38 protein-coding genes and 1 tRNA gene are annotated in these 24,925 nt (G+C 63.1%); 17 read left to right on the top strand and 22 right to left on the bottom strand.

Translation table 11 applies throughout. The annotated features are described in order from the left end of the window. Nucleotides 1-6 precede the first annotated feature (6 nt). On the bottom strand, nucleotides 7-1,227 hold the full coding sequence (locus IVB54_RS20900) for a lytic murein transglycosylase (protein ID WP_018454406.1): 1,221 nt from the start codon (nucleotides 1,225-1,227) through the stop codon (nucleotides 7-9). Nucleotides 1,228-1,362: 135 nt separating this feature from the next. On the opposite strand from IVB54_RS20900, the gene IVB54_RS20895 reads away from it, so the two are divergent. From IVB54_RS20895 to IVB54_RS20885, 3 genes are all read left to right on the top strand, one after another. Next, nucleotides 1,363-1,623 carry a hypothetical protein gene (locus tag IVB54_RS20895; RefSeq protein ID WP_018454405.1) on the top strand — a complete coding sequence of 87 codons (261 nt, stop codon included), beginning with the start codon at nucleotides 1,363-1,365 and terminating at the stop codon, nucleotides 1,621-1,623. Between the two features lie 58 nt (nucleotides 1,624-1,681). Continuing rightward, on the top strand, nucleotides 1,682-1,933 hold the full coding sequence (locus tag IVB54_RS20890; protein ID WP_018454404.1) for a hypothetical protein: 252 nt from the start codon (nucleotides 1,682-1,684) through the stop codon (nucleotides 1,931-1,933). Nucleotides 1,934-2,018: 85 nt separating this feature from the next. Beyond that, nucleotides 2,019-2,189: a hypothetical protein gene (locus IVB54_RS20885; protein WP_018454403.1), complete on the top strand. Its 171-nt coding sequence runs from the start codon at nucleotides 2,019-2,021 to the stop codon at nucleotides 2,187-2,189. A gap of 27 nt (nucleotides 2,190-2,216) precedes the next feature. Here IVB54_RS20885 and IVB54_RS20880 read toward each other — a convergent pair whose 3' ends face one another. After that, on the bottom strand, nucleotides 2,217-2,738 hold the full coding sequence (locus IVB54_RS20880; RefSeq protein WP_018454402.1) for a MarR family transcriptional regulator: 522 nt from the start codon (nucleotides 2,736-2,738) through the stop codon (nucleotides 2,217-2,219). Between the two features lie 54 nt (nucleotides 2,739-2,792). Here IVB54_RS20880 and IVB54_RS20875 point away from each other — a divergent pair, with 54 nt between their 5' ends. Both IVB54_RS20875 and IVB54_RS20870 read left to right on the top strand, forming a co-directional pair. Further along, nucleotides 2,793-3,272, top strand: a complete 480-nt coding sequence (locus IVB54_RS20875) for a carboxymuconolactone decarboxylase family protein (RefSeq protein ID WP_018454401.1) — start codon at nucleotides 2,793-2,795, stop codon at nucleotides 3,270-3,272. Between the two features lie 21 nt (nucleotides 3,273-3,293). Then, nucleotides 3,294-3,791: a cupin domain-containing protein gene (locus tag IVB54_RS20870; protein WP_026232727.1), complete on the top strand. Its 498-nt coding sequence runs from the start codon at nucleotides 3,294-3,296 to the stop codon at nucleotides 3,789-3,791. A 30-nt stretch (nucleotides 3,792-3,821) separates the two neighbouring features. Here IVB54_RS20870 and IVB54_RS20865 read toward each other — a convergent pair whose 3' ends face one another. The 3 genes from IVB54_RS20865 to efp form a co-directional block, all read right to left on the bottom strand. Next, nucleotides 3,822-4,808: a DUF808 domain-containing protein gene (locus IVB54_RS20865; protein ID WP_018454399.1), complete on the bottom strand. Its 987-nt coding sequence runs from the start codon at nucleotides 4,806-4,808 to the stop codon at nucleotides 3,822-3,824. Between the two features lie 83 nt (nucleotides 4,809-4,891). Next, nucleotides 4,892-6,514 carry a peptidoglycan DD-metalloendopeptidase family protein gene (locus tag IVB54_RS20860; RefSeq protein ID WP_085353465.1) on the bottom strand — a complete coding sequence of 541 codons (1,623 nt, stop codon included), beginning with the start codon at nucleotides 6,512-6,514 and terminating at the stop codon, nucleotides 4,892-4,894. A 23-nt stretch (nucleotides 6,515-6,537) separates the two neighbouring features. After that, nucleotides 6,538-7,104, bottom strand: a complete 567-nt coding sequence (efp, locus tag IVB54_RS20855) for an elongation factor P (RefSeq protein WP_026232726.1) — start codon at nucleotides 7,102-7,104, stop codon at nucleotides 6,538-6,540. A gap of 162 nt (nucleotides 7,105-7,266) precedes the next feature. On the opposite strand from efp, the gene epmA reads away from it, so the two are divergent. From epmA to IVB54_RS20840, 3 genes are read left to right on the top strand one after another with little or no spacing between them, the layout of a single operon-like run. Beyond that, nucleotides 7,267-8,331 (top strand): EF-P lysine aminoacylase EpmA, encoded by a 1,065-nt coding sequence (gene epmA / locus IVB54_RS20850; protein WP_018454396.1) that lies wholly within the window; start codon nucleotides 7,267-7,269, stop codon nucleotides 8,329-8,331. After that, the gene (locus IVB54_RS20845; RefSeq protein WP_026232725.1) at nucleotides 8,328-9,422 is read left to right on the top strand and encodes a lysine-2,3-aminomutase-like protein; all 1,095 of its coding nucleotides are present in this window, start codon (nucleotides 8,328-8,330) and stop codon (nucleotides 9,420-9,422) included. Before epmA ends, IVB54_RS20845 begins: the two co-directional genes overlap by 4 nt. A gap of 43 nt (nucleotides 9,423-9,465) precedes the next feature. Further along, nucleotides 9,466-9,717 (top strand): hypothetical protein, encoded by a 252-nt coding sequence (locus IVB54_RS20840; protein WP_018454394.1) that lies wholly within the window; start codon nucleotides 9,466-9,468, stop codon nucleotides 9,715-9,717. A 54-nt stretch (nucleotides 9,718-9,771) separates the two neighbouring features. Here the strand turns inward: IVB54_RS20840 and IVB54_RS20835 are convergent, their stop codons facing one another. From IVB54_RS20835 to IVB54_RS20805, 7 genes are all read right to left on the bottom strand, one after another. Next, complete coding sequence (locus IVB54_RS20835; RefSeq protein WP_018454393.1) at nucleotides 9,772-10,857, bottom strand: 3-deoxy-7-phosphoheptulonate synthase; 1,086 nt, start codon at nucleotides 10,855-10,857, stop codon at nucleotides 9,772-9,774. A gap of 235 nt (nucleotides 10,858-11,092) precedes the next feature. Next, nucleotides 11,093-11,671 carry an HdeD family acid-resistance protein gene (locus IVB54_RS20830; RefSeq protein WP_026232724.1) on the bottom strand — a complete coding sequence of 193 codons (579 nt, stop codon included), beginning with the start codon at nucleotides 11,669-11,671 and terminating at the stop codon, nucleotides 11,093-11,095. Between the two features lie 74 nt (nucleotides 11,672-11,745). Beyond that, nucleotides 11,746-12,786: a PrsW family glutamic-type intramembrane protease gene (locus IVB54_RS20825; protein ID WP_018454391.1), complete on the bottom strand. Its 1,041-nt coding sequence runs from the start codon at nucleotides 12,784-12,786 to the stop codon at nucleotides 11,746-11,748. 570 nt (nucleotides 12,787-13,356) lie between these two features. Further along, nucleotides 13,357-13,629, bottom strand: a complete 273-nt coding sequence (locus IVB54_RS20820; RefSeq protein ID WP_018454389.1) for a hypothetical protein — start codon at nucleotides 13,627-13,629, stop codon at nucleotides 13,357-13,359. A gap of 104 nt (nucleotides 13,630-13,733) precedes the next feature. Beyond that, the gene (locus IVB54_RS20815; protein WP_018454388.1) at nucleotides 13,734-14,360 is read right to left on the bottom strand and encodes a pilus assembly protein PilZ; all 627 of its coding nucleotides are present in this window, start codon (nucleotides 14,358-14,360) and stop codon (nucleotides 13,734-13,736) included. Between the two features lie 165 nt (nucleotides 14,361-14,525). Next, nucleotides 14,526-15,173 carry a hypothetical protein gene (locus IVB54_RS20810; RefSeq protein WP_018454387.1) on the bottom strand — a complete coding sequence of 216 codons (648 nt, stop codon included), beginning with the start codon at nucleotides 15,171-15,173 and terminating at the stop codon, nucleotides 14,526-14,528. A 99-nt stretch (nucleotides 15,174-15,272) separates the two neighbouring features. Beyond that, a tRNA-Glu gene (locus IVB54_RS20805) sits at nucleotides 15,273-15,347 on the bottom strand. A gap of 224 nt (nucleotides 15,348-15,571) precedes the next feature. Between IVB54_RS20805 and IVB54_RS20800 the strand changes: the two genes are divergently transcribed. The 3 genes from IVB54_RS20800 to IVB54_RS20790 are packed head-to-tail and all read left to right on the top strand — an operon-like array spanning nucleotide 15,572 to nucleotide 16,304. Next, nucleotides 15,572-15,826 carry a PilZ domain-containing protein gene (locus tag IVB54_RS20800; RefSeq protein ID WP_007591415.1) on the top strand — a complete coding sequence of 85 codons (255 nt, stop codon included), beginning with the start codon at nucleotides 15,572-15,574 and terminating at the stop codon, nucleotides 15,824-15,826. Nucleotides 15,827-15,884: 58 nt separating this feature from the next. Then, nucleotides 15,885-16,130: a hypothetical protein gene (locus IVB54_RS20795; RefSeq protein WP_018454386.1), complete on the top strand. Its 246-nt coding sequence runs from the start codon at nucleotides 15,885-15,887 to the stop codon at nucleotides 16,128-16,130. Nucleotides 16,131-16,136: 6 nt separating this feature from the next. After that, the gene (locus tag IVB54_RS20790) at nucleotides 16,137-16,304 is read left to right on the top strand and encodes a hypothetical protein (RefSeq protein ID WP_018454385.1); all 168 of its coding nucleotides are present in this window, start codon (nucleotides 16,137-16,139) and stop codon (nucleotides 16,302-16,304) included. A 108-nt stretch (nucleotides 16,305-16,412) separates the two neighbouring features. Here IVB54_RS20790 and IVB54_RS20785 read toward each other — a convergent pair whose 3' ends face one another. The 3 genes from IVB54_RS20785 to IVB54_RS20775 all read right to left on the bottom strand — a co-directional run bounded on the left by IVB54_RS20785 (nucleotide 16,413) and on the right by IVB54_RS20775 (nucleotide 18,424). After that, the gene (locus IVB54_RS20785) at nucleotides 16,413-17,051 is read right to left on the bottom strand and encodes a glutathione S-transferase (RefSeq protein ID WP_247338025.1); all 639 of its coding nucleotides are present in this window, start codon (nucleotides 17,049-17,051) and stop codon (nucleotides 16,413-16,415) included. A gap of 293 nt (nucleotides 17,052-17,344) precedes the next feature. Further along, on the bottom strand, nucleotides 17,345-17,797 hold the full coding sequence (locus IVB54_RS20780; protein ID WP_247338024.1) for a VOC family protein: 453 nt from the start codon (nucleotides 17,795-17,797) through the stop codon (nucleotides 17,345-17,347). Nucleotides 17,798-18,025: 228 nt separating this feature from the next. Beyond that, nucleotides 18,026-18,424 (bottom strand): VOC family protein, encoded by a 399-nt coding sequence (locus tag IVB54_RS20775; RefSeq protein ID WP_018454382.1) that lies wholly within the window; start codon nucleotides 18,422-18,424, stop codon nucleotides 18,026-18,028. A 246-nt stretch (nucleotides 18,425-18,670) separates the two neighbouring features. Here IVB54_RS20775 and IVB54_RS20770 point away from each other — a divergent pair, with 246 nt between their 5' ends. Both IVB54_RS20770 and IVB54_RS20765 read left to right on the top strand, forming a co-directional pair. Beyond that, complete coding sequence (locus IVB54_RS20770) at nucleotides 18,671-18,913, top strand: hypothetical protein (RefSeq protein ID WP_245288382.1); 243 nt, start codon at nucleotides 18,671-18,673, stop codon at nucleotides 18,911-18,913. A 5-nt stretch (nucleotides 18,914-18,918) separates the two neighbouring features. Then, nucleotides 18,919-19,188 carry a hypothetical protein gene (locus IVB54_RS20765; RefSeq protein ID WP_018454380.1) on the top strand — a complete coding sequence of 90 codons (270 nt, stop codon included), beginning with the start codon at nucleotides 18,919-18,921 and terminating at the stop codon, nucleotides 19,186-19,188. 628 nt (nucleotides 19,189-19,816) lie between these two features. Here IVB54_RS20765 and IVB54_RS20760 read toward each other — a convergent pair. Next, nucleotides 19,817-20,032, bottom strand: coding sequence for a DUF3072 domain-containing protein (locus IVB54_RS20760; protein WP_026232720.1), 216 nt, complete (start codon nucleotides 20,030-20,032; stop codon nucleotides 19,817-19,819). Between the two features lie 160 nt (nucleotides 20,033-20,192). Here IVB54_RS20760 and IVB54_RS20755 point away from each other — a divergent pair, with 160 nt between their 5' ends. Beyond that, a complete protein-coding gene (locus tag IVB54_RS20755; protein ID WP_018454377.1) occupies nucleotides 20,193-20,408 on the top strand; it encodes a hypothetical protein in 216 nt (71 codons plus the stop codon). A 168-nt stretch (nucleotides 20,409-20,576) separates the two neighbouring features. Next, a complete protein-coding gene (locus IVB54_RS20750; protein WP_018454376.1) occupies nucleotides 20,577-20,957 on the top strand; it encodes a hypothetical protein in 381 nt (126 codons plus the stop codon). 22 nt (nucleotides 20,958-20,979) lie between these two features. Here the strand turns inward: IVB54_RS20750 and IVB54_RS20745 are convergent, their stop codons facing one another. The 5 genes from IVB54_RS20745 to IVB54_RS20725 all read right to left on the bottom strand — a co-directional run bounded on the left by IVB54_RS20745 (nucleotide 20,980) and on the right by IVB54_RS20725 (nucleotide 23,237). Next, entirely contained in the window at nucleotides 20,980-21,489 is a 510-nt protein-coding gene (locus tag IVB54_RS20745; RefSeq protein ID WP_018454375.1) for a hypothetical protein, read from the bottom strand. 220 nt (nucleotides 21,490-21,709) lie between these two features. Then, nucleotides 21,710-21,886 (bottom strand): hypothetical protein, encoded by a 177-nt coding sequence (locus tag IVB54_RS20740; RefSeq protein WP_007610124.1) that lies wholly within the window; start codon nucleotides 21,884-21,886, stop codon nucleotides 21,710-21,712. A 169-nt stretch (nucleotides 21,887-22,055) separates the two neighbouring features. Continuing rightward, a complete protein-coding gene (locus tag IVB54_RS20735; protein WP_247338023.1) occupies nucleotides 22,056-22,328 on the bottom strand; it encodes a hypothetical protein in 273 nt (90 codons plus the stop codon). A 175-nt stretch (nucleotides 22,329-22,503) separates the two neighbouring features. Beyond that, complete coding sequence (locus IVB54_RS20730; RefSeq protein WP_018454373.1) at nucleotides 22,504-22,806, bottom strand: hypothetical protein; 303 nt, start codon at nucleotides 22,804-22,806, stop codon at nucleotides 22,504-22,506. A 245-nt stretch (nucleotides 22,807-23,051) separates the two neighbouring features. After that, nucleotides 23,052-23,237, bottom strand: a complete 186-nt coding sequence (locus tag IVB54_RS20725) for a hypothetical protein (protein WP_007591378.1) — start codon at nucleotides 23,235-23,237, stop codon at nucleotides 23,052-23,054. Nucleotides 23,238-23,645: 408 nt separating this feature from the next. On the opposite strand from IVB54_RS20725, the gene IVB54_RS20720 reads away from it, so the two are divergent. Continuing rightward, entirely contained in the window at nucleotides 23,646-23,942 is a 297-nt protein-coding gene (locus tag IVB54_RS20720; RefSeq protein ID WP_007591377.1) for an HU family DNA-binding protein, read from the top strand. A 136-nt stretch (nucleotides 23,943-24,078) separates the two neighbouring features. Further along, the gene (locus IVB54_RS20715) at nucleotides 24,079-24,255 is read left to right on the top strand and encodes a DUF2934 domain-containing protein (RefSeq protein ID WP_018454372.1); all 177 of its coding nucleotides are present in this window, start codon (nucleotides 24,079-24,081) and stop codon (nucleotides 24,253-24,255) included. 252 nt (nucleotides 24,256-24,507) lie between these two features. Here IVB54_RS20715 and IVB54_RS20710 read toward each other — a convergent pair whose 3' ends face one another. Continuing rightward, nucleotides 24,508-24,735 (bottom strand): hypothetical protein, encoded by a 228-nt coding sequence (locus tag IVB54_RS20710; RefSeq protein WP_018454371.1) that lies wholly within the window; start codon nucleotides 24,733-24,735, stop codon nucleotides 24,508-24,510. Nucleotides 24,736-24,925 lie beyond the last annotated feature (190 nt).

Raw genomic sequence — 24,925 nt, 5'->3', positions numbered from 1 at the left:
GCCGGCCTAAGACCCCTGGCGTAGCTTCGCCAGCACCTTCAGCCCGCCATAGCCGTCCGCAGGCACGATACCGGCCCTCTGCTGAAAATCCTTGATTGCCTTCATCGTGTCGTTGCCGACGCGGCCGTCGGTGCCGCCGGTGTCGAAGCCCGCCTTGGTCAGGCGCGTCTGCATCTCCTGCACCTCGGCGAGTGTCAGCGCGCGCTCGGAGCCGGGGAACGGCTGGATGAAAGGCGGGGCGCCGAGGCAGCGGTCGCCGAGATGGCAGATCGCCAGGGCATAGTTCATCGAGGGATTGTAGCTCTTCACCGCGTTGAAATTCGGTCCCAGCAGAAACGTCGGCCCGCCCGCAACCGGCGTCCACATCTGCGCGGATGCGGAGGCTTGCGGGAATGGCTGGCCGTCGGCGCGGGTGACGCCGGCCGCCTGCCAAGCCGCATAGGTCCGGCTGCCGCTCATCTCACCGGGCGTGCGCACCTCGTAGCCCCAATGCTCGCCGCGGTGCCACTTGCCGCGATTGACGAGATATTTTGCCGTCGAGCCCAGCGCGTCGTCGGGCTTGCCGAACGGCGACACCTTGCCGTCGCCATCATAGTCGATGCCGACATTGAGCCAGACTTCCGGCATCCATTGCGAATGCCCCATCGCGCCGGCCCAGGATCCCTGCATCTGCTCCGGCGTGCTCCAGCCCTTGTCGACGATGCGTAGCGCGTTGATCAGCTCGGTTTCCCAATAGGCCTTGCGTCGCGGTTCGTTCCAGGCGAGGGCGGCGAGCGAGGGAAACACCGGCGTCATGTGGTTCTGCTGCACCAGCGGATCGCCATAGGCGGACTCGACGCCCCACAGCGCCAGCAGCGTGCCGCGCTCGACGCCGAAATCGCGCTCGATGCGCGCGAGCAGCGCCTCGTTGTTCTTCAGCGCGATCTTGCCGTTGATGATGCGCCAGTCGGAGACGCGACGGTTGATGTATTGCCAGACCTGCTCATGAAATTCGGGCTGGTTCCGCATCTGCTTGAACACGCTCATGTCGGGCTCGACCCGCGCCATCGCACGCTGCCATGTCGCAGCCGAGATGCCCTTGGCCATGGCACGAGCGCGAAAACCCTCACGCCATTCGTCGAAGCCTGGAGGTGCGGCGAAGACATGCGTCGGGAAAGCGAGCAGGGTGGCGGCGCCGATCGTGAAGGCGCGGCGGGTATGATGGATCGAGGAATCAGCGTGTTTCATCGACTTATTGTAGCGGGAAATGCGGCTCCTGTGAGTCGGTTCCTGGAGGGTCGGGAACGGGACGTCCGTCCTGTTCCTTCCGGAACAAATTGTCGCACTCACGCATTCCCTCCGCATGCAATCGAGGAGGACGAGATGAGGAAATATCTGTTTGCGGCCGCCATGGTCACCGCTATCGCAGCCCCCGCATTCGCCGACGAAGTCGGTGTTCATGTTGGTCCGGTCGGCGCCGGCGTGACCGTCGGACAGTCCCCGGAATATCGAGAGCGTGACCGCGATCGTGATCGCACCACCGTGATCAAGGAGCGCGAGCCTGCCGACCGCACCACCGTCATCAAGAAGGAAGATGAATTCGGTGACCGCGAAAAGACCGTGATTCATCACGACAACGACTAACGGAGCGGGGCCCCGGCCGATGGTCGGGGCCCGCCTTCCGTCGAGAATTCGGGGTCGAATGAAGATACGCGCGCATGCAGAGAGCCACGTCGTCGAGCTCGACGACGGATCACAATGGCAGATTTTCCCTGGCGATCTCGCCACCACACTGAGCTGGAAGCCCGAAACCGATCTGCACCTGGAGCGAAGCGGCGAGCGGGTGAGTTCGCATGAGCTGGTGAACGACGCCGATCAAAGCCGCGTGCGGGTGATCGCAGCGGGCGAGACCTGGCCCGATGGCGAGGTTAAGAAAGTGTTGAAGGGCGGGTAGGGCGCGCCTGCAACGGGTCGGATATCCCCAATTTTGAGCCTGTCACTTTACGGTCGATTCGCTTCCGTCTGCGCACAATGCGTGAATGCAGGAGCTGTTCGACATCATCCGCGCCAATCCCTGGCCGTTCGGCGCCGGGTTGTTCGTCGTCGTCCTGATGATCCTCGCGGAGAACTTTGGGCGCGGTATTCAAGGCCACGGCGCCGTCAGTGACTTCCCGGATTCGGACGGTGGCGACGGCGGAGGCGGCGACTAGGTCCCGCCAGCGGCAAGCGCGCTTCGCCTAGTCCTCCTGCAAATCGGCCGCGATGCCTGCGAGCCAGCGGCGAATGCTTGCCTCGGCCTTGACATCGAGCCCGGCGGCCAGCCGCTTCTCCAACGCAATCACCCTTTCCCGGCACGCTTTCAAAAGCGCCGTGCCGCGCGGAGTCAGCGTCCATTGCTGGATGCGGCCGTGGACGGGATGCGGCGTCATCACAATCGCGCCGTCACGCTCGAGATTGCGGATGATGACGCCGACGGTCTGGGGCGTCAGAAAGGTGAGGCGGGCAACGTCGGCGCCCGAGAGGCCCGGATAGGCGTTGAGCATGGTCAGCACCGCGAATTGCGGTGAGGTGACACCGAGATCGGCGAGCGACCGCTCCATCGTCAGACGGACTGCGGCGTGGGCCTGGCGCAAGAGATAGCCGAGATAGCCTTGCTCGCCGCGCTTGCCTTCCCCTGGGGCTGGCACGCGCACGGCGTCAGGCTTGGCAGTCTTGCGCCGGGATTTCGATCTCGTGATACTGGGCGACTTGCGCAACATGTAAGTGCTCTTATAAGATGTAGGCGGTCTTACAATACCACGAGGTGAACGGCAATGTCACACGCCCGCAGCGAATACGAGGATTTCAAGAAGATCGCGCCGGATGCGTATGAGCTGGTGCTGGCGCTCGGCCAGGTGGCGGCCAAGGCCGGTCTCGACAAGCAGCTTCTCGAACTGGTCAAGCTCCGGGCATCGCAGATCAACGGCTGCGCCTTCTGCGTGCAGCATCACATCCTGCTTTCGGAGCGGATCGGCGTGCCCGTCGACAAGCTCAATTTGGTCGTGGTCTGGCGCGAGGCGCCGATCTTTTCCGCGCGCGAACGTGCCGCGCTGGCCTGGACCGAGGCGCTGACCTGCCTGCCCGACGGAGTCGGCGAGGGCGTGTATGCCGAGGCGAGCCGTGAATTCTCCGAGACCGAACTGACGTACCTGACCTCTGCGGTTGCCTCGATCAACGTCTGGAATCGTTTCGGTGCGGCGTTTCGCTGGACACCGGCGAAGCGACCGGTCGCAGCGAATGCGGCGGCATCCTGATTGCAACGAAGGGAGATCGTGATGACGGTAGTAAGTTTGCCCACCACATTGGCGCCATCGCGTTCGATGGCGATCGCCGTCGTCGGCGGGCTTGCGTGCGCGCTTGCGATCGGCAAGGCGTTGCCGGTGACGATGGACACCATTTCCGGCGCACTCGCGCCGCTCTGCGCCACCGCCGCCGAAAGCTCGCCGCTGGACAAGGTCGAGCCGATCGACTCCTACGCGCTGCCGAACGTGCCGGGCAAGCGCGTCACCATCGTGCGCGTGTTCTACGGCCCTGGCGGGTTCTCGCGGCCGCATCGTCACGCAGGATCCGTCACCGCCTACATAACCAAGGGCAAGATCCGCTCCCAGCTCGGCGGCGGCCCGGTCGAGACGTTCGGCCTCGGCCAGTCCTTCTTCGAGCCGCCCGGCTCGACGCATCTGGTCTCGGCCAATGCCAGCACCACGGAGCCGGCGGAATTGATTGCCGTGTTCGTGGCGGACGAGGGCGCGCAACTCACGACGTTGCTGGAGTAGCCGGCACCCGCAATCTGCAGCCGCTTTTGTTCAGGTCGGCTGCGATCGCTTCAGACGTTTCCATAGCGGTGAAAGACCGTATGTGACGGCCGGTATCGCAACTGCGCCGACAAGGAGCCCAATAACGCCTGAAATGGCTGCCTCGACCGCCCATCCGACGGTGCCGGCAATGGAGGGAAGGCGGTGCGCGGCAGCCTCGGTCGCGGCATGAACCGTATGGCCGACTACCGGTGGGCCGTATTGTTCGATGCCGTGCAGGATGATGCCGCCACCGACCCAGATCATCGCGGCGGTGCCGATGGTGCTCAGCACCGCCAGGAAGACAGGCATGCCGCGGACCAGCGCACGTCCAAGCAATCGGATTGCGCCGCCAACAAGCGAGGCGCCGTCATACCGCGCAAGGGCCAGGCCGACATCGTCCGCCTTCACGATCAAGGCGACCACGCCGTAGACTCCAACAGTGATGAAAATGGCGACGAGTGCGAGCACGAGCGCCTGGGTCCAGATGCTGCCCGCCGGGACGGCCGCCAGCGTGATCGCCATGATCTCCGCCGACAGGATGAAATCCGTTTTGATGGCGCTTGCGACTTTCTTGTCCTCGACCGACCGCGCGTTCAATGCAATTGGCTGGGGCTGGGCTTCGTGGTGGCGCGCATCATGCGGCATCGCGGCTTCGAGCACCTTCTCGGTGCCCTCATAGCACAGAAAGGCGCCGCCCAGCATGAGCAGCGGCGTGACCGCGGCGGGAAGGAAATAACCAAGCAACAGGGCAATGGGCAGCAGGATCAGCAATTTATTGCGCAGCGACCCAACCGCAATCTTGCCTACGATCGGCAGTTCGCGTTTCGAGGCAAAGCCGATCACGTAGTTCGGCGTGACGGCTGCGTCATCGATGACCACGCCAGCCGCCTTTGCTCCCGCCTTGGCCGTTTGGCCCGCGACATCGTCGAGCGAGGCTGCCGCCACCTTTGCGATCGCTGCGATATCGTCGAGAAGACCAATCAGTCCGACACTCATCAACCCAGTTCCTTCGGCCTTCCATCGGGCGGTGTGTGCGACAACACGCTTTTGCACTGCCTGGCAATGGAAGGAGCAAGCCGTTAGTTCTCGTCGCCGCCCGATCCCTCGCGCAGGTCCGGCTTGAGCACGTCCTCCGGCAGCGCATGCGCCACAGGCTGTGGCGTGCCGGCGATCTCCGGGCCGACCTCGCGGCCGCGGGCGTGGATCAGGCGCTCATAGGCGGAGACCAGCGTGACGTAAGGACTGACCCAGATCCAGCCGTCGCGGGTGAACACTTGCACGTCGAAATGCAGGTGCATCGAGGTGCCGGCGGGATGGTCGAGATAGTTCGAGACCACGCCGATCTTCTCGCCCTCCGATACGATGCGGCCATTGAGCAGGCCATCGGCGTTCAGCGCCTGCGGGTTCATATGCATGTAGCGGAAGCGAATGTGCTCGCTCCGGCTGTTGATTTGCAGCGTCACAGCCTGGTCCTTGGAAGCGCGTATAACCCTCGCATCCCGCACGGCGACGACGGCGCGCTGCTTGGGATCACAGGCTTGGCGGCCTTCACCAGGCGGTGGGCACTCGGCCGCGCGGATGTCCTCGCCCTGATGGCCATAGCCGCCGCCGCATTGCCAGACCTCGAAACTCCGGGATTCGCAGAAATTGTCGCGCCAGGGATAGGCGGTCGTGCTCTCGATCTTGTCGCGCTTGGCATAGGATTGCGAGTGCACGAACGCGGGCGCCTTCTCGAGAGGAAACCGGATCTGTGCGTAGGCCATCACGTCGGGATGGCCGCCCTGCTTGCGATAGCCGGTGTTCGGGATGATGTCGCCGCTCGGCCTGTAGGTGAAGTCCGGGGAGCGTACCGTGGGACGATCGAGAATGTTGGAAGCGATGTCCGTGAGCGGCCGCATGCGCTGGCCGCCCGCCACGCGCAGCGCCTTCAGGAAGCGCTCGGCGATCGGATAGGCCTCCTTGCAGGCAAGCCGCCGCGGCTTGGCAACGCTGTCGAGGCATTGGATCGACACCACATAGGCGACGCCGAAACGGGTGAAAGCGTAGCGCATATAGCCTTCCCGGATGAACTTGCGCAGGTCCGGGTAGAGCGCCGCGAGCGGTTTGACCGGCTCGCCCTTGCCGCCCGAGGGATCGGCAATGTCATAGACCAGCGCCGAGCCCGTGATCTGCACCTCGACCGGCCTTGCGAAGACCCGGCTCGGCATGCCGTCTCCGGTACCAGGCTCGAACGAAAAGGTCGCGCTGTAGCCGGCGGGACCTGCATCGAACAGGTCGACGGAATTGAAGTCAGCCTGGTAGCGCGACAGCGCGACGGTCGCCGGCGCGCCATTGCGCCGAGCTTCGAGATACGCGGCAGCGTCGAACGGCAGCAGCACGGGCACGGAGCTGCGGGCGATGCCGGTGAAGAATTGCGAGGAGATCGCGTTGAGCTGCACCAGCGCCGGCATCGCGCGCGGATCGTAGCGCGGCACCGAACGACGGGGTGCGAAGATGAAGTCTTCCGCGGCCCGGGGATGGACGTTGATTTCGGTGCGGAGCTGGTCAAGCGCCGCGCGCCAATCGACGCGCAGCGCCGTGAGTGAGGGGCTGCGGAACTCATCCGCAGCAAGTGGAGAGGCAATGAGGAGCGAAAGCGACGCCAGAAGTTGCGAGACGAAGCGGAAACTTTTCCCAACCACTGTCTCGCCCCCCGGCGGCACCTGTTGCGCTCGCTTTGGTCCCGTCAGTCCTTGGCACGCTCGGAGTAGGAGCCGTCTTCGGTCATCACGACGATTCGGGTGCCGACGGCGATGTGCGGCGGCACCGTGGTGCGAACGCCATTCGAGAGCACGGCGGGCTTGTAGGACGAGGAGGCGGTCTGCCCCTTGGTCACGGGCTCGGTCTCGATCACTTCCAGCGTCACGCGCTGCGGCAGGGCGATCGATACCGGGTTGGAACCGTGCAGCGATAGCTTGACCGTCATGCTCTCCTGAAGATAGGCCGCCGCATCGCCGATCACATCCTTGGACACCTGGACCTGGTCATAGGTCTCCGGGTTCATGAAGTGATAGCCGTCACCATCTTCATACAGGAAGGTGTAGTTGCGCTCTTCGATTGTGGCCTTCTCGACCTGATCGGTGGTCTTGTAGCGCTCGGAGATCTTTACCCCGTCCGAGATTCGGCGCATTTCGATCTGGCTGACCGGGGTGCCCTTGCCGGGATGGATGTTCTCGGCGGTCACGACGACATATAGCTTGCCGTCTTGCTCGATCACGTTGCCCTTGCGAATAGAACTGGCGATGACTCTCAAAGCTGTATTTCCTGCTTGCTTGGCCCGGCTCGGGCCAGGACGTGGTCAAATTGATGGGGGACCTGGGGCCCCAAATCAGACCGCGGCACCCGTTTCGGGCCGCAACATACTGGTTTTGCCGTTGGATGCCAGCATTTTGCTGGCTTGCGGGACAGCCGGTTAATGGCTGGGGACAAGCCGATGTCGCCGTTCTGGTCCCCCTCGCGGCATCTCGACCGCCGGCCCTTCTTGCAGGCCAGGGGAGCCATCACTGGGGCTCTACGGGGATTTTTCGTCGAGCAGGGCTTCGTCGAGGTCGAAACCTCCGTTCTCCAGGTCTCCCCGGGCAACGAGACCCACCTGCACGCCCCCCGGACCGAGATCATGCGGCCCGACGGCAGCCGTGTGAGCCGATATTTGCGGACCTCGCCGGAATTCGCCTGCAAGAAGCTGCTGGCGGCCGGGGAGACCCGGATTTTCGAGTTCGCCCGGGTGTTCCGGGACCGTGAGCGCGGCGACCTGCATTTGCCCGAATTCACCATGCTGGAATGGTACCGGGCAGGCGCGCCCTATGACGCCATCATGGCCGACTGCGTCGTCCTCATCGCCCGCGCGGCCCAGGCGACCGGTATCGGCGCCTTCACCTTCCGCGGCCGGACCGCAGATCCTTTCGCCGAGCCGGAGCTTGTGACGGTTGCCAGCGCCTTCGAGCAGTTTGCGGGAATCGACCTGCTTGCGACCATTTCCGGCGGCGAGGGCGACCGCGCCGCGCTCGCGCGGTCAGTTGCCGGCAAGGTCCGCGTGGCCGAGGATGACACCTGGTCCGACATCTTCAGCAAGGTTCTGGTCGAGCATGTCGAGCCGCATCTGGGGCAGGGCCGTTTGACCATTCTGTTCGAATACCCATCTCCAGAGGCGGCACTGGCGCGCGTGAAGGCGGGCGATCCCCGAGTCGCCGAGCGGTTCGAGGTCTATGCCTGCGGTGTCGAGCTCGCCAACGGTTTTGGCGAACTGACCGACGCCGAGGAGCAGCGCAAGCGCTTCACGCAATCCATGGCAGAGAAGCAACGCCGCTACTGCGAAGCCTATCCGCTGGACGAGGACTTTCTGGCCGCGGTCGCGGCGATGCCGGAGGCGAGCGGCGTCGCGCTCGGATTCGACCGCCTGGTAATGCTGGCGAGCGGCGCATCGCGAATTGATCAGGTGGTGTGGACGCCGCCTGCAAATGAAACGTTGAGCGAGACATGATGAAGAGCAATCTTGCGCGCACATTGCGCGAGCCGGCCGAACTTGTGGCCGAGCAGCTGGTGTCAGCCACAGCGCTGCCGGTGCTCGATCGCATTGCCGCACGCTATGCGGTTGCGATCACGCCGGCGCTGGTCGATCTGATCGACAGGTCCGATCCCGACGATCCCATTGCGCGCCAATTCGTTCCGACTGCCGCAGAGCTGGAGATGCAGCCGGGCGAGAATGCAGATCCGATCGGCGATCATTCGCACTCGCCGGTTCCCGGGATCGTGCATCGTTATCCCGACCGCGTGCTGTTCAAGCTCGTTCACGTCTGCGCGGTCTATTGCCGCTTCTGCTTCCGCCGCGAGATGGTCGGACCCGGCAAGGAGAACGCGCTCTCGGACGCCGCCTATCGCGCGGCGATCGACTACATCCGCGCGCACAGCGAGATCTGGGAGGTGATCCTGACCGGGGGGGATCCCCTGATGTTGTCGCCTCGGCGGATGGGCGAGATCATGGCCGATCTGGCCGGAATCGATCACGTCAAGATCATCCGCCTTCACACCCGCGTGCCGGCGGCCGATCCCGCGCGCATCAGCGACGAGATGGTGGCGGCGCTCAAGGCCGAAGGCGCCACCACCTGGGTGGCGCTGCATGCCAACCATGCGCGCGAACTGACGGGGCCCGCGCGTGCCGCCTGCGCGCGGCTGGTCGATGCCGGAATTCCCATGGTAAGCCAGTCCGTGCTTTTGCGCGGCGTCAATGACAACGCAATCGCTCTTTCGGATTTGATGCGAGCTTTCGTCGAATGCCGGATCAAGCCCTATTATCTGCATCACGGTGATCTCGCGCCCGGCACGGCGCATCTGCGAACGACACTCGCCGAGGGGCAGCATTTGATGCGGCAGCTGCGCGGACGGGTGTCAGGACTGTGTCAGCCCGACTATGTCATCGACATCCCCGGCGGTGCCGGCAAGTCGCCGGTGGGGCCGAATTACGTGTTGCCGATGCAAAATACCGCACCTGATGCGGGTGATGCGGCATCGGAAACGCGCTATCGTATCGTGGATTATTGCGGCGACGTTCACCTCTATCCGCCCGAGACCTGATTGGTCGTGATGGAGATGCTGGCCCGAGGAATGGAGAAGCAAAATGAGAAGCATCATCCTAGCACTGTCGCTTCTGACGGTGTTCGGCAGCGCCGGCTTCGCGCAAACGGGAAGCAAGGGATCGACGACCTCGGGACAATCGGCGGGTTCTTTGCCGCCTGCGCCCGTCGGTCATCGGCAGCCGCGCGCTGGCGACGTGCCAAGTGAGAAGAATCTGAGCGACCCGAACGATCCCCTCAGCAAGGAAAATCAGGCGCTCGACAAGAAGATCAAGAGCATCTGCCGCGGCTGCTAGGCGCCGGGAAAGCGGGCAGGGTGCGACAGCCTCACCCCGCCCGCAATCGTTTGGTCAGGCGGAGCGCTCGTGCAGCCCTGCGCGCTTGATGTTGCGCCGGATCTCGACCGCGTTAGCGAGCTGCTTGAGCACGGTTGCCGTGGTCGCCCAGTCGATGCAGCCGTCCGTGATGCTCTGGCCATAGGTGAGCGGCTTGCCCGGCACCACGTCCTGGCGTCCGGCGACGAGATTGCTCTCGACCATCACCCCCATGATGCGGTTCTCGCCGCCAGAAATTTGCCCGGCGATGTCGGCCGTCACGAGCGGCTGGTTTTCCGGCTTCTTGCTCGAATTAGCGTGGCTCACATCGACCATCACGAGCGGTGCGACGCTTGCTTTCGCCAGATCGTTGCAGGCCGCCGCGACGCTTGCCGCATCGTAGTTCGGCGTGCTGCCGCCGCGCAGGATGATGTGACAATCCTCGTTGCCCGCGGTTGAGGCGATCGCCGAGCGGCCGAGCTTGGTCACCGCCATGAAATGATGCGGATTCGAGGCCGACTTCACAGCGTCCGCCGCAATTTGCACATTGCCGTCGGTGCCGTTCTTGAACCCGACCGGGCAGGACAGCCCCGAGGCCAACTCGCGATGGATCTGGCTTTCGGTCGTGCGCGCGCCGATTGCGGCCCAGGACACGAGGTCCGCAATGTATTGCGGCGTCGTCATGTCGAGGAATTCGGTGCCGGCGGGCAGGCCGACATTATTTACCGCCGAGAGCACGTTGCGCGCCAGCCGCAAGCCCTTGTTGATGTCGAAGCTGCCGTCCAGATCAGGATCGTTGATCAGGCCCTTCCAGCCGACCGTGGTGCGCGGCTTCTCGAAATAGACCCGCATCACGATCTCGAGTTGGTCGGCAAGCTCTTCGCGCAAGCTCGCGAGGCGCTCGGCGTATTCGAGCGCGGCCCTGGGATCATGCACCGAGCAGGGGCCGACCACGACCAGAAGCCGGTCGTCCTGGCCATTGAGAATCGCATGGATGGCGTTGCGTGCGGCCATCACCACGCGCGTCGCGGTGAGCGTGCGCGGGACTTCCCGCATCACCTCTTCGGGCGTGCTCAGCTCTTTCAGTTCGCGGATACGAAGATCGTCGGTCGTGCTCAGCACGGCGGGCTCCTGTCATTTTGAGACCCTGCCGGCCAATAAAAAAGCCGCCAGGGTCTGGCGGCTTGTTCGGACGTTTGCTGCAATGTTTCAGATTGAGCGCGATCCTCCTGCCGCCAGCGAGCTGTCGTAGCTAAAGTACCAAATATAGCTGGTGACGAGGGTGATCATCGCCCGTCATATAGCGTGCGATCGGCGGCTTGTCACCCCCCAATAGACGTGACGGCCACGCGGCGCCTCAACTGTTGCTTTTGCGTGCCGCCAGCGCCATGCCGATCAGGGTGGCGCCGCCGAACAGCAGGTTGATGCCGACGAGGATACCGATCGCCCATTCCGCCGAGCTCGGCAGTCCCGTGATCACCATGAACGAGATCGCGATGTCGACGAGGCCCGAGATCAGGAGCCACGACCAGCGGCCGCCCGGCTCGCGGCGATGCTCCAGCGCGTACATGATGGTGGCGACGCCCTCGGCGAGGAAATAGGCGCCGAGCACGATGGTCAGCGTCAGCACGGCCTGGATCGGCCGCGCCAGCAGCAGCATGCCTGCAAGCACGGCCAGCGCGGCCGAGATCAGCGACCACCAGAAGCCCGGCGTGCTGCGCGCCCAATAGGTGGCGATCAATCCGCCGATGCCGCTGATCAGGAACATCCAGCCGAGGAAGATCGCAATCGCAAGGCTTGCGAGCGGCGGCAGGATCAGCGCGGCGACGCCAAGCACCGCAAGCAGGATGCCTTCGAACAGAAAGGCCTTCCAATGTGCCTTGACCGTCCCGCTCATGGCGGATTGCAGCCGGGAAAAATCCTCAGGCGATGTCATGGGCAGGCTCCGGATCGAGAGGTGTGTCCTCAATCTAGTCTAGTACGTGCACACCGCGCTTGCCATCCCGCGGCTCAGCCGCCGCCGTGCGCCGACGAAAAACCTTCGCCGCTGGTGCGGATGCGGTTGCGGCCGAGAACATAGATCGCGGTCGTGACGATCAGAAGTGCGAGGCCGAGCAGGATCGAGACCAGGCCGATCGGGATCAGGGCCAGCGTCAGATTGCGCTCGGGATTGATGAGCCAGTGATGGATCGAGGTCAGCACGAAGGCGAGCCCGAGAAAGCCGACGCCGCCACCGGCAAGCAGCAGCGCCCACATCCGGCGGAGCTGGCTGAGGCGCTCGCGCGCGACGTCGGTTCGGGGCGCGTGATGGCGCGCGACGCGCCGTACCAGGCGGATAGCGAAGGCGATCGAGCTGAAGCCGATCAGCAGGCTCGCGCCGCCCAACCACATCCGCAGCGCCGGATCGAGATCCGGCATGCGCTGAAGCGTGAGCAGGGGGAAGTCGAAGGCCGAATGCAGGGCGAGCGGACCTGCGAAGATCAGCAGCCGGCTGGAGAGACGAGCCCAGTCGCGATGATGGCGGTTGGCACCCAGCGCCGTGCCGGCGCGCGCGATGGTCAGATAGGCGCCGGCGATGATGCCGAGCGCGCCGTGGAACGGCACGGTCAGCACGCTGCGCAAGGCGGCCAGCGAGCGCCACATCTCGGCGTGCTGGACGAGATAGGCGAGGTTCTCGTAGGCGGCGAAGCCCAGGCCAACCGCGGCGCCATAGACCACGGTGTCCATCGGATTGGCGAAGGTCCGCCGCTTGGTCGAGGCGACCAGCACGATCGCGATCACCTTGACCGCTTCCTCCGGCAGCGCGACGCCGAAGATCGAATGCATGGCCAGTGCCGCCCACGGGTTGTCCGGGGCCGCAACCATCTTGGCGAAAGGGGCGCGGGCCAGGCCCAGCAGCGAAATGCTGGCCGCGCCGAGCAGGAAAGCGGTCCAGACCTGGGCCGGCGGTCCGGGGCGTTCCTCGGCGGCAATGACGAGCCACAGCATCAGCAGCGCCGGGGCAATGGCGGCCGTTCCGATGACGGTGGGTAACGCTTCAATCAGGTACATCGGCGCCGAAAATAGGTTCCCTTGATCCGCTTATCTACATTCCCTGATGCGACCTTGTGTCATGCGCTTGCTGTCGCGTCTCTTAACAAGCGTGACAGCCTGCGTTCATCAGGACAGTCGCCGAGGTGCAGAATAACGAGCGCAATCAATTGCATGACAGAACCACCTCGTCATCCCATGACAACGGTCGCGCGCCCGTCATCGGATCGCGATTGGTAAGTCAGATCAAGGCAATGTGCAGGTTTCTTCGATTGACGATGCACGTGTCGCCGCGGCAAGTCCAGAGCCGGGATTGCCCCGTCCGGGCTACGCACGGCCGGCCGAGCCGGTCTAGTCACGCTTGATCGCGCGGGATGGGGACGCGGTGCGGCGGCCCCGGAGTTGCTCCACCTCCCAGAAGGCGCGGATAAGGCACGTACCAAGGCAGAGCACGATGAGCAACAGCAGAAAGGCCTGATCGAAGGCGGGGATGTGAGTCATGGCAATGATAAAGCAACGGGCGTGCCACGCGTTCCCGCCACGCGCCCTGCCGCGGCGGCTGGCTGCCGATCGTAGCCCGCTTTGACTGTCTCAATGCGTGGTGAGCGGCGGCGGCGCGTCGGGCGCGACGTCGAAGGCGCCGAGATGGAACTCCTCGCCGGTGGACGCGTCCGGCTCGGAATGCTGCGCCATCAGCGTGAACGCGGCCTGCGGGTATTGCTTCCAGATATCGAGATCGTCGGCGGTGATGGTGAGCCAGCCGAACGTGTACATGTAGCGTCCGGGCTCGGTGACCCGGCCGACCCTGTCCCAGGTGATCTTGTCGACTCTGACCTTATCGACTGTAATTTTCTCGACTGCCATTCGGTCCCCCGATCGCAAGTCTGCAAATGACGTCCGGAACGAGGCGCGGACCTTCAAAAGCTTATCTCGAAATAGGGCTGCGATAGGGCAGCGCGGCCGGAGGATCAGGCCGATTGCAGCATGGCCGTGCGGACGATCAGCCGGACGACGTCGTCCCGCGACTGCTTTTCGGCGAATTTGACAGCAAAGCCGTTTTCGAATTTGCGGATCACGCGCCCGACGCAAGCGCCGACCGCAAGCGGGGTTCCCACTGGCGGATCGTATTCGCAGGATATCGCGACACCGGCCGTGGAGACGTCGATGATGAAGCAGGCATGGGTGCTGCCGTCGGCGAGCGTCAGGAAGGTGTGCGCGACCTGCGGAACGAAGCGCGCGTCATTCCGCAGCTCCTGGACGCTGGCGTCCTTTTGCTTCTTCTCGAGCCAGGTCAGCTTTTCCGACATCCAGGCGCGCCGGGCCCGCGTCATGTCGAGCTCCATCAGGAAGCCCGATTTCAGCGTCGCGCTGATGGTGCATTGGAATTCGCCAAAATCCTGGAAGTAGGAGGTCACGCGCTCGCCGACCTTTCCGACTACGGGAACGTCGACCATCATGCGGAACGGTGAAACGCGGCTGGTGCGGCAGGCGAAGGTACGGAGCTTGCCCTCGCAATCGTACCAACGCGGCAGCGAGTAGCTGCCACTCACGGTGACATGCACGGCACGCTGTCTGAGGAACTCTGCGACGGACATGGGCGCCAATCGTGTTTCGGAGGTTTTCCGTAATTCCACGATAGCAATCAAATTCTAAGCAAATGATACCGGCGCTCACGAGCAGGGGTAAATTTCCGGTAAATGCGCAGATCGGGGCGGGCGGCATAGCGCCGCGATTGTCAGGCCCGTGACCTCACGATCGCGTCATCCGAGCAGCACCAGCAGAGCCAGCACGCCAAGGGCCATAGCGAGCTTGATCGTCGCGCAGGCCAGGCCGCTCGGTCGCCTCTCAAATCCGAACCACGGCAATGCATGCTGCATCGCGCGCGTTGCGAATGCTTCGACGATGGCGAACAAAAGAGCGATTCCGGCGAGCAAGGACCACGATGTGTCTGGAAGCATCCATGTCGCGAGCCAGGCGGGGACGGACGCTTTCAGCGATGCCAGCAGCGCGAACCATCCGAACAGGGATACGAAGCCCTTGATGATGTCGGGCCCGATCGTACCAAGCTCGAGACGGATGCCGATCTTTGCAAGAGCGAGTTCGATGCGCTCGCCATCGGTGAAGAAGAGAAACGCGCCGAGGTAGAGAGGAACGCGCGACTGAAACAGCAGCGCGATGATGCCGAACAGGACGGCGTAGCCGCAGGCGTCAGCGAGAATGGTCGTGCCTGCCGTATGCGACGGCTCCGACGCAGTCGTTGCCCGAGGCCGCGATCTGGCGCGCGCCATGTGCTCCAGCATTCTGGCGCGCCGCTCCGGCACGTAGGCTGCCGTGCGGTGGATCCATGGCGGAGGCGTCGGCGAGGCAATCCCGGCCTGGTCGTCCGAGGGAGATTTGTGCTGCGCCATCGGCCTGCATCCAGTTCCATCTGGACCTTGGTCGGAGGCGAGGGGCGGGGAGGTTCATGCGGGGCGGCAGATTTCGCCCTGTCATCCAACGGCGGATGATGGCGCTCCCTAGCGGAATCGAACCGCTCTCTCCACCGTGAAAGGGTGGCGTCCTAACCGATAGACGAAGGGAGCAAACCCAGGGCCCCGCCGCTTTTCGCGGCACGGCCGCTGGCCGCCCGAGTCATGCCCGGCGGCTGCAGCGGGCGAACCTATAATGGCCTTTGGCGCCCTGGGCAAGCCGTTCGGGAACGGTCTTTTGGCACCGGTGGATAGCATCCCACCCAAGGATCGGTCGGCCGAATTCAACGGTTTCTTAGGTTCCCTGAGCTAGCGCTGGACTGGGAGAATTTAAGCCGATGCCACCGCCCAAGAAGCGCGCAGCCCGCAAGTCGCTGTCGCAGCATGCCTGGATCACGCTCGACGGCGGATTCGCAGCGCGGCAATGCCTGGTCCAGGACATCTCCGCCACGGGCGCCAAGATCACGCTGGACGAGGATGCGAGCCAGCTCCCGGGCGTGATCCGGATGGCGTTCGCGCGCGATGCGCGGACCGGGCGGAGCTGCCAGGTGGTGTGGCGCCGCGGCAAATCGGCCGGCATCAAGTTCATCTGATCCCCGGGCAAAGCGACCCCGATGGCGCGCGACGCCGGTCCGGGCTAGAACGGCCTGCATGCGTGCGCCGCTCCTCATCCTGATCTCGTTGCTGACGACGGCCGCGGCCGCGGCGGAAGCCTTGCGTCTGCCGCCTCCGGAGCGCCCACAGGCCGGCAAGGCCTTGCCGCTGAACGGTGCCGGCGGGAGCGCGAAAGCGGGCTCCTGCGCCGCCTATGGCCGCGGCTTCCATCTGGTCGAGAGCACCGGCACCTGCGTCAAGATCGGCGGCTCGATCAGCGTCGAGACCACGGTCAGGCGCTGAGCCCCCATGCCGCCGGACATCATGCGGCCCGAGATCATCGTCCCGTTCGTGATGTATTGCGCGCTGCTGTGGTGGGTCGGCCGCGGCCTGAGCTGGACTGCGCGGCTGGGCACCGCGGCGGTCACGCTCGTGCTGATTTTCTGCGTGCTGCTGTTCGAGCGCGGCTGGCCCTAAACAAAAAAAGCGAAAACAACCCCATGCACAGTAGCCGCCATCTCCCGGCGCCGCGCGGCAAAATGCCGATTCATCGTGCTCGTAACGGACTTTAAGCCGCGCCACCGCTCACGACATCGGCGGTGCCACAAATTGCGCAAAACCGGGCCGTTTGCCGAGTTCGGCGAGCCAGCGCGTCAGATGCGGCTGCGCGGGCCGGGTGATGCCCTCGACGCCGAGCCAGCGCCGCGCATAGGCGCCAACCGCGATGTCGGCGAGCGTGAACGCATCGCCGTCCATGAACGGACGCGTGGAGAGCAGGCGGTCCGCGATGGCCCAGACCTCGGCGGCGGCATCGGCATCCTTTTGCACCTGGATCATCTCGCGCTCGGCGGGCGGCGTGCGCACGATGCCCCAGAACACCGGGCGGTCGACCGGCTGCACCATCGACAGCGTCCAGTCGAGCCAGCGGTCGACGCTGGCGCGCAGCCTCGGCGCCTCGGGATAGATCGGCGTGCCGCGCCCATGCGCGAGGCAGAAATAGCGCATGATCGAATTGGATTCCCACAGCGTGAAGTCGCCCTCAACCAGCGTCGGGATCCGCGCATTGGGGTTCATCGCGAGATAGTCGGCCTCGCGGGTCTTGCCGAACGCCATGCCGGCGTCGATGCGCTCGTAAGCCAGGCCGAGCTCGGCGAGGCACCACAGCACCTTCTGCACGTTGACCGAATTGGCGCGGCCCCAGATCGTCAGCTTTTGGTCCGGCACGTCATCCTCCCCAGGCGTTTCTTTCGGCGCAGGTGATAGCGGAATCCACTGCGGCGGGCGACGCGCGATTGCGCCGATCCTCGCATGCAAAAAGCTCCGCCCGAGGCGGAGCTTTCATTGCAAGGCAAAGCCTGGTCAGGCGATCAGCGGCCGAAGAACAGCCACAGCAAGATGATCACCGGGATCGGCACGCCCAGCATCCACAACAAAATTCCGCGTCCCATCGCGTCCTCCTCCAATTGCTTTGTCGAAGAGAGAACGCTTAGGAGAGGGGCTGGTTCCGGCAAAAAGGCCTACCAATGGCCGATGTTGGGCATCGACGACCACGGCTCCTGCGGCGGCTTCGGATCGCCCTTCTGCAACAGCTCGATCGAGTGCAAATCCGGCGAGCGGACGAAGGCCATGTTGCCGTCGCGCGGCGGACGGTTGATGGTGACGTCGGCCTTCATCAGCTTCTCGCAGGTCGCGTAGATGTCGTCGACTTCATAGGCGAGATGGCCGAAGAAGCGATCCTCGCCGTATTTTTCCTCGTCCCAATTCCAGGTGAGCTCGACCAGCGGCGCGCCGCGCGTCTGCGGCTGCTTCTTCAGCGCCTCGAGATCGTCCGACGAGCACAGGAACACCAGCGTGAAACGCCCCTTGTCGTTCTCGATCCGCCGAACCTCCTTCAGCCCCAGCGCATCCTGGTAAAACTTCAGCGCGACATCGAGATTGCGCACGCGCAGCATGGTGTGGAGGTATCGCATGGTTGTTGCTCCCTGGGTGGATGGAGGGTTTTTGGTTCGGCCGAGCCGAAGGGAGTAGGAGATAGCAGGAAAATCCGGGGAGGGGCAGGGGGCGGGTGCACATGTGCATGAGGGTGAAGCCGGCTGATGAAGTAAATCAGCCGGCGAAATTTCAATGCACTCTCACCGAAAATCCAGTGCCGCACACGCGCCATTGGCTGTGTGTGCGGGGCGGTCTGCTGCCGCGACCTATTGCGCCGCGAGGCGGTGTCCGGCCTGCTCGATCGGCGGCATGAAGAGCGATACCGCCGTGCCTTCGGGGTCGCGAAACTGGAACGTCCTGTTGCCCCATGGCATCGTTTTCAACTCGTGCACCAGCGTAACCTTGTCTTTCAGGCGCTGATAATCCGCATCGATGTCTTCAACCTGAAACTCGATCACGGCGGTGCGGTTCGCGCCGGGCTCGGCACTGTTTTCTTTCCAGAGCGTGACCGTCTCGGCTGCGCCGATTGCGAGGTTGGCGCCCGGCGTCACGATCTTGGCGAACACCGGCGCGAGCCATTCGGCGGAACATCCGGTCACCATTTCGTAGAACGAAACCATGATTTTGATGTCAGTAGCGATCAGGCGAGTGGAGGCGAACTTCATGGCATGTCCTTTGGTTGACCGCAGATTTGAGCGGCATCGCGGGGCTCGTCGCACACCGCTGCTGCCACCCTGATGTCAGCAGTCACGATGCCGCGCCGAGCGCGCCGTGAATGGCGATGGCATTGCTCAAGCGCTAGAAAACGAGCCCTTCACGAAGCCCCACAGCGCTAACCGGGTCCTCAGAACGTGACGCAAATCGCAGAACTGGGCCACCTCACTCACGGGGGACACGGGGTTGTTTAGCCGTTGGCAGATGAACTCCCCGCGGAACTGACGCGACTAACCGCTATGGCCAATATTCTAGGCGAGCTTCTGTTTGCACTTATCCGCTCGATTGTTGCCGGATGGGCGTATGCGCTCTGGGTCAAACTGGCGACATGGCTCGAGCCGAAAATTCAACGGCGTTGGGTGAAGATTGCCGTAGGAGGCCTCCTCGGCCTGGCAGCCTTTTTTATGATTCCGATCGTGATGGCGCTGTTGGGCCTTTGAAGACAATGAAATCCGTTCTCACCGTCGCACTGGCAATCGGGGCCCTCGTCTCGACGGTGCTGCTCGTCATGGAGCAGCTAACCGACTACTCCACCCCTGTGATGGCATGGGAGATGCCGGGTATATCCGCAGCTTACCTTTTCTGGGGAGCTGTCGGCAGTTCCGTTTTCTTGGGCGTCGCCATCACTTGGGCCGTGAACGCCATCGTTTACGGGGCGCCCGCTTTCGTTGTCCTTACAGTCATCAAGCTGGCAATCCGCGATCTGCCGAAGTGACAGAACTGAGCTCGGCGCGGAGCCGATGCTCAGCGCGCTCAAGAAAATGAGCGGCAGCAGGTCATGCAAGGCGCCTGACGCGCCTTGCATGATCGTCTGAAATTTCGCCTGCCGGCGAGCGGCCGGACGGCCGACATCATGAACCACGACGGAGTTCGAGGCGACGAATGCCCGTAAACGAAGGTCTCTCGTCGTGAAATGGTTTAGACGATACGCAGTTGGCTGCCTGATCGCGGTGCTCCTGTTCTCGGGCCGAGACAGTTACAAACGGCCCGGCGAAGACATGCGCTACGGGGCCATCCTTATGGTAGCCGCCGGTTGGCCTGTTGTTGCCGCGATTGTCGTGGGAAGCACCATCGGTGACATCGTACATGACGTGAAGCAAGGCAAAGCAGGATGAGTGCCCGGCTCGCAAAGCGACAGGCCGCGATCCCGGCATTGAAGTTGTGGAATCGACATTGCGGGATCGTGCGCTCAATCGACGCTGTCTGTGCCCGACGAAATGCAGCGCGCTCAACGTTTGTGAATGCAGCGTTGGCCGAACGCCTGCAACCTTCCCGCGACACTTCTGATCATCGGTGAGTCATGTTCTTCCGTCTCGCAGGGGCGGGGCGTACATGCCCGCTGTCTACTTCTCGAGCCCGGCCTTTTGCCGCATCGTGTCGATCAGCTCTGACGCCTCTGCCTTGGTCAGATCCTTCTTGGGGAGGGGCTTGTGCGCCTGCTCGGCGAGGGTCTTGAGGTAGGATTCCTGGGCGCCGGTCATCGGGTCGTCGCCGGAAACCCAATCCTTCGGATCCTTTTGTGTGTTGTCCCCGGTGTTGTCAGCTGTCTTGTCAGCCATCGCGATCTCTCCTTTTCCACCTAACGTCGGCGCGCGCTTGTCGTTCCTCATTTGTTCGTCAGTCGAAAACGTGCGGAAATTGAACGTCTCGAGATCTGCCATGAAGAACCGACCTACTGGCCAGCGCGGAACAAGCGCTCCCGCCAAGCGTAGGTTCTGCATGAGCGAGAACCTGTCCCATCTCATCGAACATTCCGTGCAGATCGCCTGGGATTATCTGGAGCGCACCGGACAAGTCAGCGACGCGCCGTTCACCAGCCGCTTTCTCTCGGCCGCCGTCGAAGAGATGGTCCGCAAGGGCGAGCACAGACGCCTCATGCTGGCCAACCGGGCCATCACGGCGTTCGAGCGGCTTTCCAATAGGCAAGCTGCATAGATCGGTCCCCGGCCTTCGGTCGTCACTGCGCGGCGGTCCTGCAGTTCTCCGAGTGCAATTTGTTGAACCCCGGCGAAGCCCGGCGCGACCAACCGCCATGCTGCAAAGCCTGCTCGGCATCGGAATTGGCTTCGCGGCCTATGTGCTGAGACACCAAAGAGGAAAGTCGTGAAGGCGATCACACTGCTCGCGGTGGCGGCCATGCTGCTGGTGGAAATCTTCGGGTCGAAGGCGAGCGTCGGCGGCTCGATGAGCTTCATGCTGGTCTTTGTGCTCGTGATGCTGGCTGTCGCGATCTACGAGGCTTGGTCGAACGAGCGCGGCGCGATCGGATGGATCGTCAACCTGTTCGCTTCGGCGGTTGGCGGGCTGGTTGCGGTTGCCCTGATCGGGATGGCCGTGGAGGCGATGCTGCCATACCTTCACCTCGAAGGTTCGCTCGCGTCCTCGCAACATCCCCTGAAATACGTCCTAGTCGCAGCCATTGCGATCTGCATGGTGCTGGGATCATGGCTGCCGCTGTTGGCCGTCAACCGGTTTCGTCACTGAAGGGCACCCGGCGTCGCGCTCCCTAGCGCTTTGCTTCCTGCTTGCCACGCCTGATTTCCTCAGCCTCGTCCACCAGCTTCAAGGCGGCGCCGTCGTAGCTCAGCTTGAGCCCACGGCCGACAGTCCATATCCATCCGTCCCGGGAGTCCCTGGTTGGCTGGGCGTTGAACTGGTCGGAGATCGATTTGACGGCAGCGTCTTGGGGACCCGGATTGTTCAACTCCGCAATGACGCGCCAGATGCGATGTTTGGGATCAGGATTCCCAGGGTCAACGTCGTCGGCAAAGATCGTGACCTTGGCGCCGTCGACTGCGCACTCCAGGACGTAGGAATCGCGAATCTGACGGCAGCGGTAGCGACGTTGCGTGACGAGCTTGTTGGTTTCGTCGAATGTCATCCCTGGCGAAAAGCCGAGGATGTCGGACTTCTTCACAAGTGCCATAGACGCAGGCTTTAGAAAGCCGGGCTGTACCGCCACGAGAACGGCGGCAACAACAACGATCAAGCCGGCGACAACAATGGCAATCTTCATCAGCCCCTCACAAGAAACGTTCGACCATACAACAGCCGGAGCGTTCTACCAGCCATCGCCCTGCATGCTTCGAGCCTCCGGCTATTTTTGTAGGACTGCACCTTCGGAGGATCACAGCTTCGGAAGATCGCATGGGCACGTATCGGCTGGTCATGAACGTGAAAAACCGCCCCTGACATGACCAGGGGCGGCTTTCACCAAACGGGGTTTCGAACGCGATCTAGTGACCGGTGCCCGGCTTCGTCGTCTTCGGCGGCTTGCCGTCTTCGATCCGGCCTTCGTTGCGCAAGTCGCGACCTTCCTGGGCCTTCTTCTGGCTCTCGGGGGACTTGCCGTGTTCGTTCATCTCTTCTTTGATGAATCCGGCGCCTTCCTTCACTTTGCCTTCAACGCTCATGACGATCTCCTTGCTGGAGATGGGGCAACTCGCGGCAAGACCTGACCGTTCCGGTGCGCGCACGATTGTGAGGAGTGCATTCGACAGGTTCCAAAGACCCTTCTCATGAAATGGCCGCGCCGCTTGTGGAAGCGACGCGGCCGGGAAGCGAGCCGTACAGGAAACCGGCTTACTTCTTGTTGCTGCGGGTCTTGGTACCGCCCTGGTCGCTGCCCGGGCCGGAGCCGCCCTGGCCGGAGGCGTCGGGCCTCACCATTTCGCCCTTGCTCATGCCGTCATGGCTCACGCCGGTCGTGCCGCTGCTCATCGTGCCCTTGTCCGTGTTGGTCATGCCGGGCTTCTGCATGTTGTCGGACTGCGCGGCGGGGCCGGTCTGGGTCTGGGCCAAGGCAGAGCCGCACATGAGGCCGAGGGCGGCGGTCGCAATGACGAGCTTCTTCATCTCAAACTCCTGGTTGGTTGTGTGGGCCAACGGGAGCGCAGAAACCGTGTTCCTAAAACAAGGCGTTCTGGAGTGCAAAAATTCTCGTCTGCAACGAGGCGTTGTCGGTTCTGCTTGAATCAGAACTGCTCCAGATTGTTGTGACGCGTTTTCGTCCCGCGAATTTGAAAACGCTCTAAGCCGCAAGCCGCTGATCGGCCGGGCCCGTCAGGTGCTTGAGCACTTCCGCGTGCTCCAGGTCGGGAACCGCAATGGCTGTGTGGCTGTAGCTCGTATTGGTTCGTGAGTTTGCAATCCTGTCCAGGATCTCGCCGCCCTTGATGACGTGGAGACCCATGCCCTCTCCCGACGGGAAGATCGCGAGCACCACGTCATAGGCTGTGATGACGGCGCGAAGCGCTTCGGCCTTGTCTTCGGCAATGTCGACGAACACGCGAACATCGGCCGCGAGTTCACGCAGCTCGTTAAAATCCAGCACTGTGGGGTACTCCAACGCAACGATACTAAGAGGAGCTTGGAGGCGTTAGGTTACCGAAGTCTCAACGGCGCATGCCCAGCCAAAGGTTTATCGACCAGGCGCTCCCGTCCAGCCGATAGGACGCGCGGGCGTTGCCGCTTGCTCGGCAAGGCGCCGGCACGGAAAGAACCTATGGAGCGGGAGGGACGGAGCGCGCCTCATACCCATACGGGCGTCACGCGATACGCGCGTGACTCATGTGCGGTTTACTTGGCGTATCCCTGGGAGCGGAGCCACGCGATCTTGCGGTCGCCATTGATCCAGTCGTCGGCGTCTGCCTTGCTGGTGAAGCCCTTGATTTCGCGCTGTTCGCTGTCCGGGTAATCCGCCAGGATTTTCCAGTCGTTGTCTGCAATGCGGACGGTTTTGAAGGTCACTTTTGTTTTTGCCATGCCGCATTATGCAGGAGATGGCCGAAAAAGAGAACCTGCCTTGTGACGGTCACCGGGGTGGCCGGGCGCAGACCTCGGGGGCCAGCCTGATCGGCAGTGCGGGGCCGGGTCCAGGCAAAGACGAAAGCCCCGCCTGGGGGAAGCGGGGCTCTCTGATGGGGGGTGAAGCTTGGGGACTTCAAAGAGTTAGACGCCTCGGGGAGAAAATGGTTCAACGCGAAAACGGCGGAAGCTGCGGCATCTTTGCCGGGGCGTCCGGCCCTCCGCAGAACCCCTGCTTGCGTTTTGGGCGTCGATGGGTTCTAAGCCCCGTCACTTCATGAAAGTTGGCATGAAACAGAAGCGCGTTGCGCGGTCGGACCGCGTCCTGAGCAAAGCCTGCTCGCGCGCACAGAAGGAAATTCAGACATGGCGAAGATGACGAAGACTCAGTTGATCGATGCAATTGCCGAGGGCACGCAGCTGTCGAAGAACGACGTGAAGTCGGTCATCGAGTACATGGCGACGGTCGGCTACAAGGAGCTCAACGAGTCCGGCGAGTTCGTCATTCCCGGCTTCGTGAAGATGTCGGTGGTGAACAAGCCGGCGACCGAAGCCCGCATGGGCGTCAATCCCTTCACCAAGGAGCCGATGCAGTTCGCCGCGAAGCCGGCGAGCAAGTCGGTGAAGGCCTCGCCGCTGAAGGTGGCCAAAGACTCCGTCTAAGGGCTCGCGTTTTCGTTGCGGAGGCTTCTTTTCGCGGAGCGCTGCAATGATTGCTTGCTTGTGCTGAACCAATGAGGAACTCTCTTAAGGAACTCTAGGGCGTCGTCAGGCTTTGCTTCCGAAAGGGAGAAATCACATGACTGGTCTCAGCGAAGAAGAGATTCGAAATCGGGCCTATCACCTCTGGAAGGAGGCTGGCGAGCCCGCAGGCACGATGGACACCTTCTGGTATGAGGCCGAAAAGGAGCTTCTCGCCGAGCGGACCAAGCAAGGCGAAGTCCCACCCGGCATGACCGACAATTTGTCGGTCTGACTTTGCTGGTCTAACAGGCGGACAGGGGCGAGCGTCGACAGTTCTCAAAGCAGCCACCCGGCATAACACCCGGGTGGCTGCTTTGCTGTTCGGGCCCTCGTTCGAATCGAGTCGCCTCCGTGCGGCCGCCTCAAAGAAAAGCCCCGGTCTTGGGGACCGGGGCTCTTCAAGCTGGTCGGCCGCGTTGCGACATGCCGCCAGCACCACCGAATTCGACCTGACAACGCGGGCCGGGAAAACTCGTTCCGGCCGCTAGTCCGGCGATACGGACACGTCGATGATCGCCGGCGTATCGACCTGGCGCTCGCGCCAGACGATGAGATCGCATTTGGGATTGAGCCACTGATATTCGGAGCCGCGCGCCTTCAGGTGCGCGAGCGCTGCATCATGTGCGGCGGTCTGATCCGGCGCTTCGACCATGATCTCCACGGTCTCTTCGATCTGACGCACCACTTCGACGGCGTAGTATTTTCTGGTCACGATCCCTCGCTCCGGAATGACTAACGGGGAGGGCGGTGGCGCGTTCCCCAAAAGAAAAACCCCGCGCTTTCGCACGGGGCCTTCTTGGCTGGCGGGGAAGGGATTTCAGCGCCTAGCCGCCGCGCCGTGGCTCGAACTTAAGGTTGAAAACCTAAAAAGCAACCGTCGGCGCGCGGAAGGCTCAAGGCGA

The organism is Bradyrhizobium sp. CW1 (assembly GCF_023100665.1).
GTDB classification, from domain to species: Bacteria; Pseudomonadota; Alphaproteobacteria; order Rhizobiales; family Xanthobacteraceae; genus Bradyrhizobium; species Bradyrhizobium canariense_D.
The sequence above is the reverse complement of the archived record's forward strand: the minus strand, read 5'-3'. Positions and strand labels throughout refer to the sequence as shown.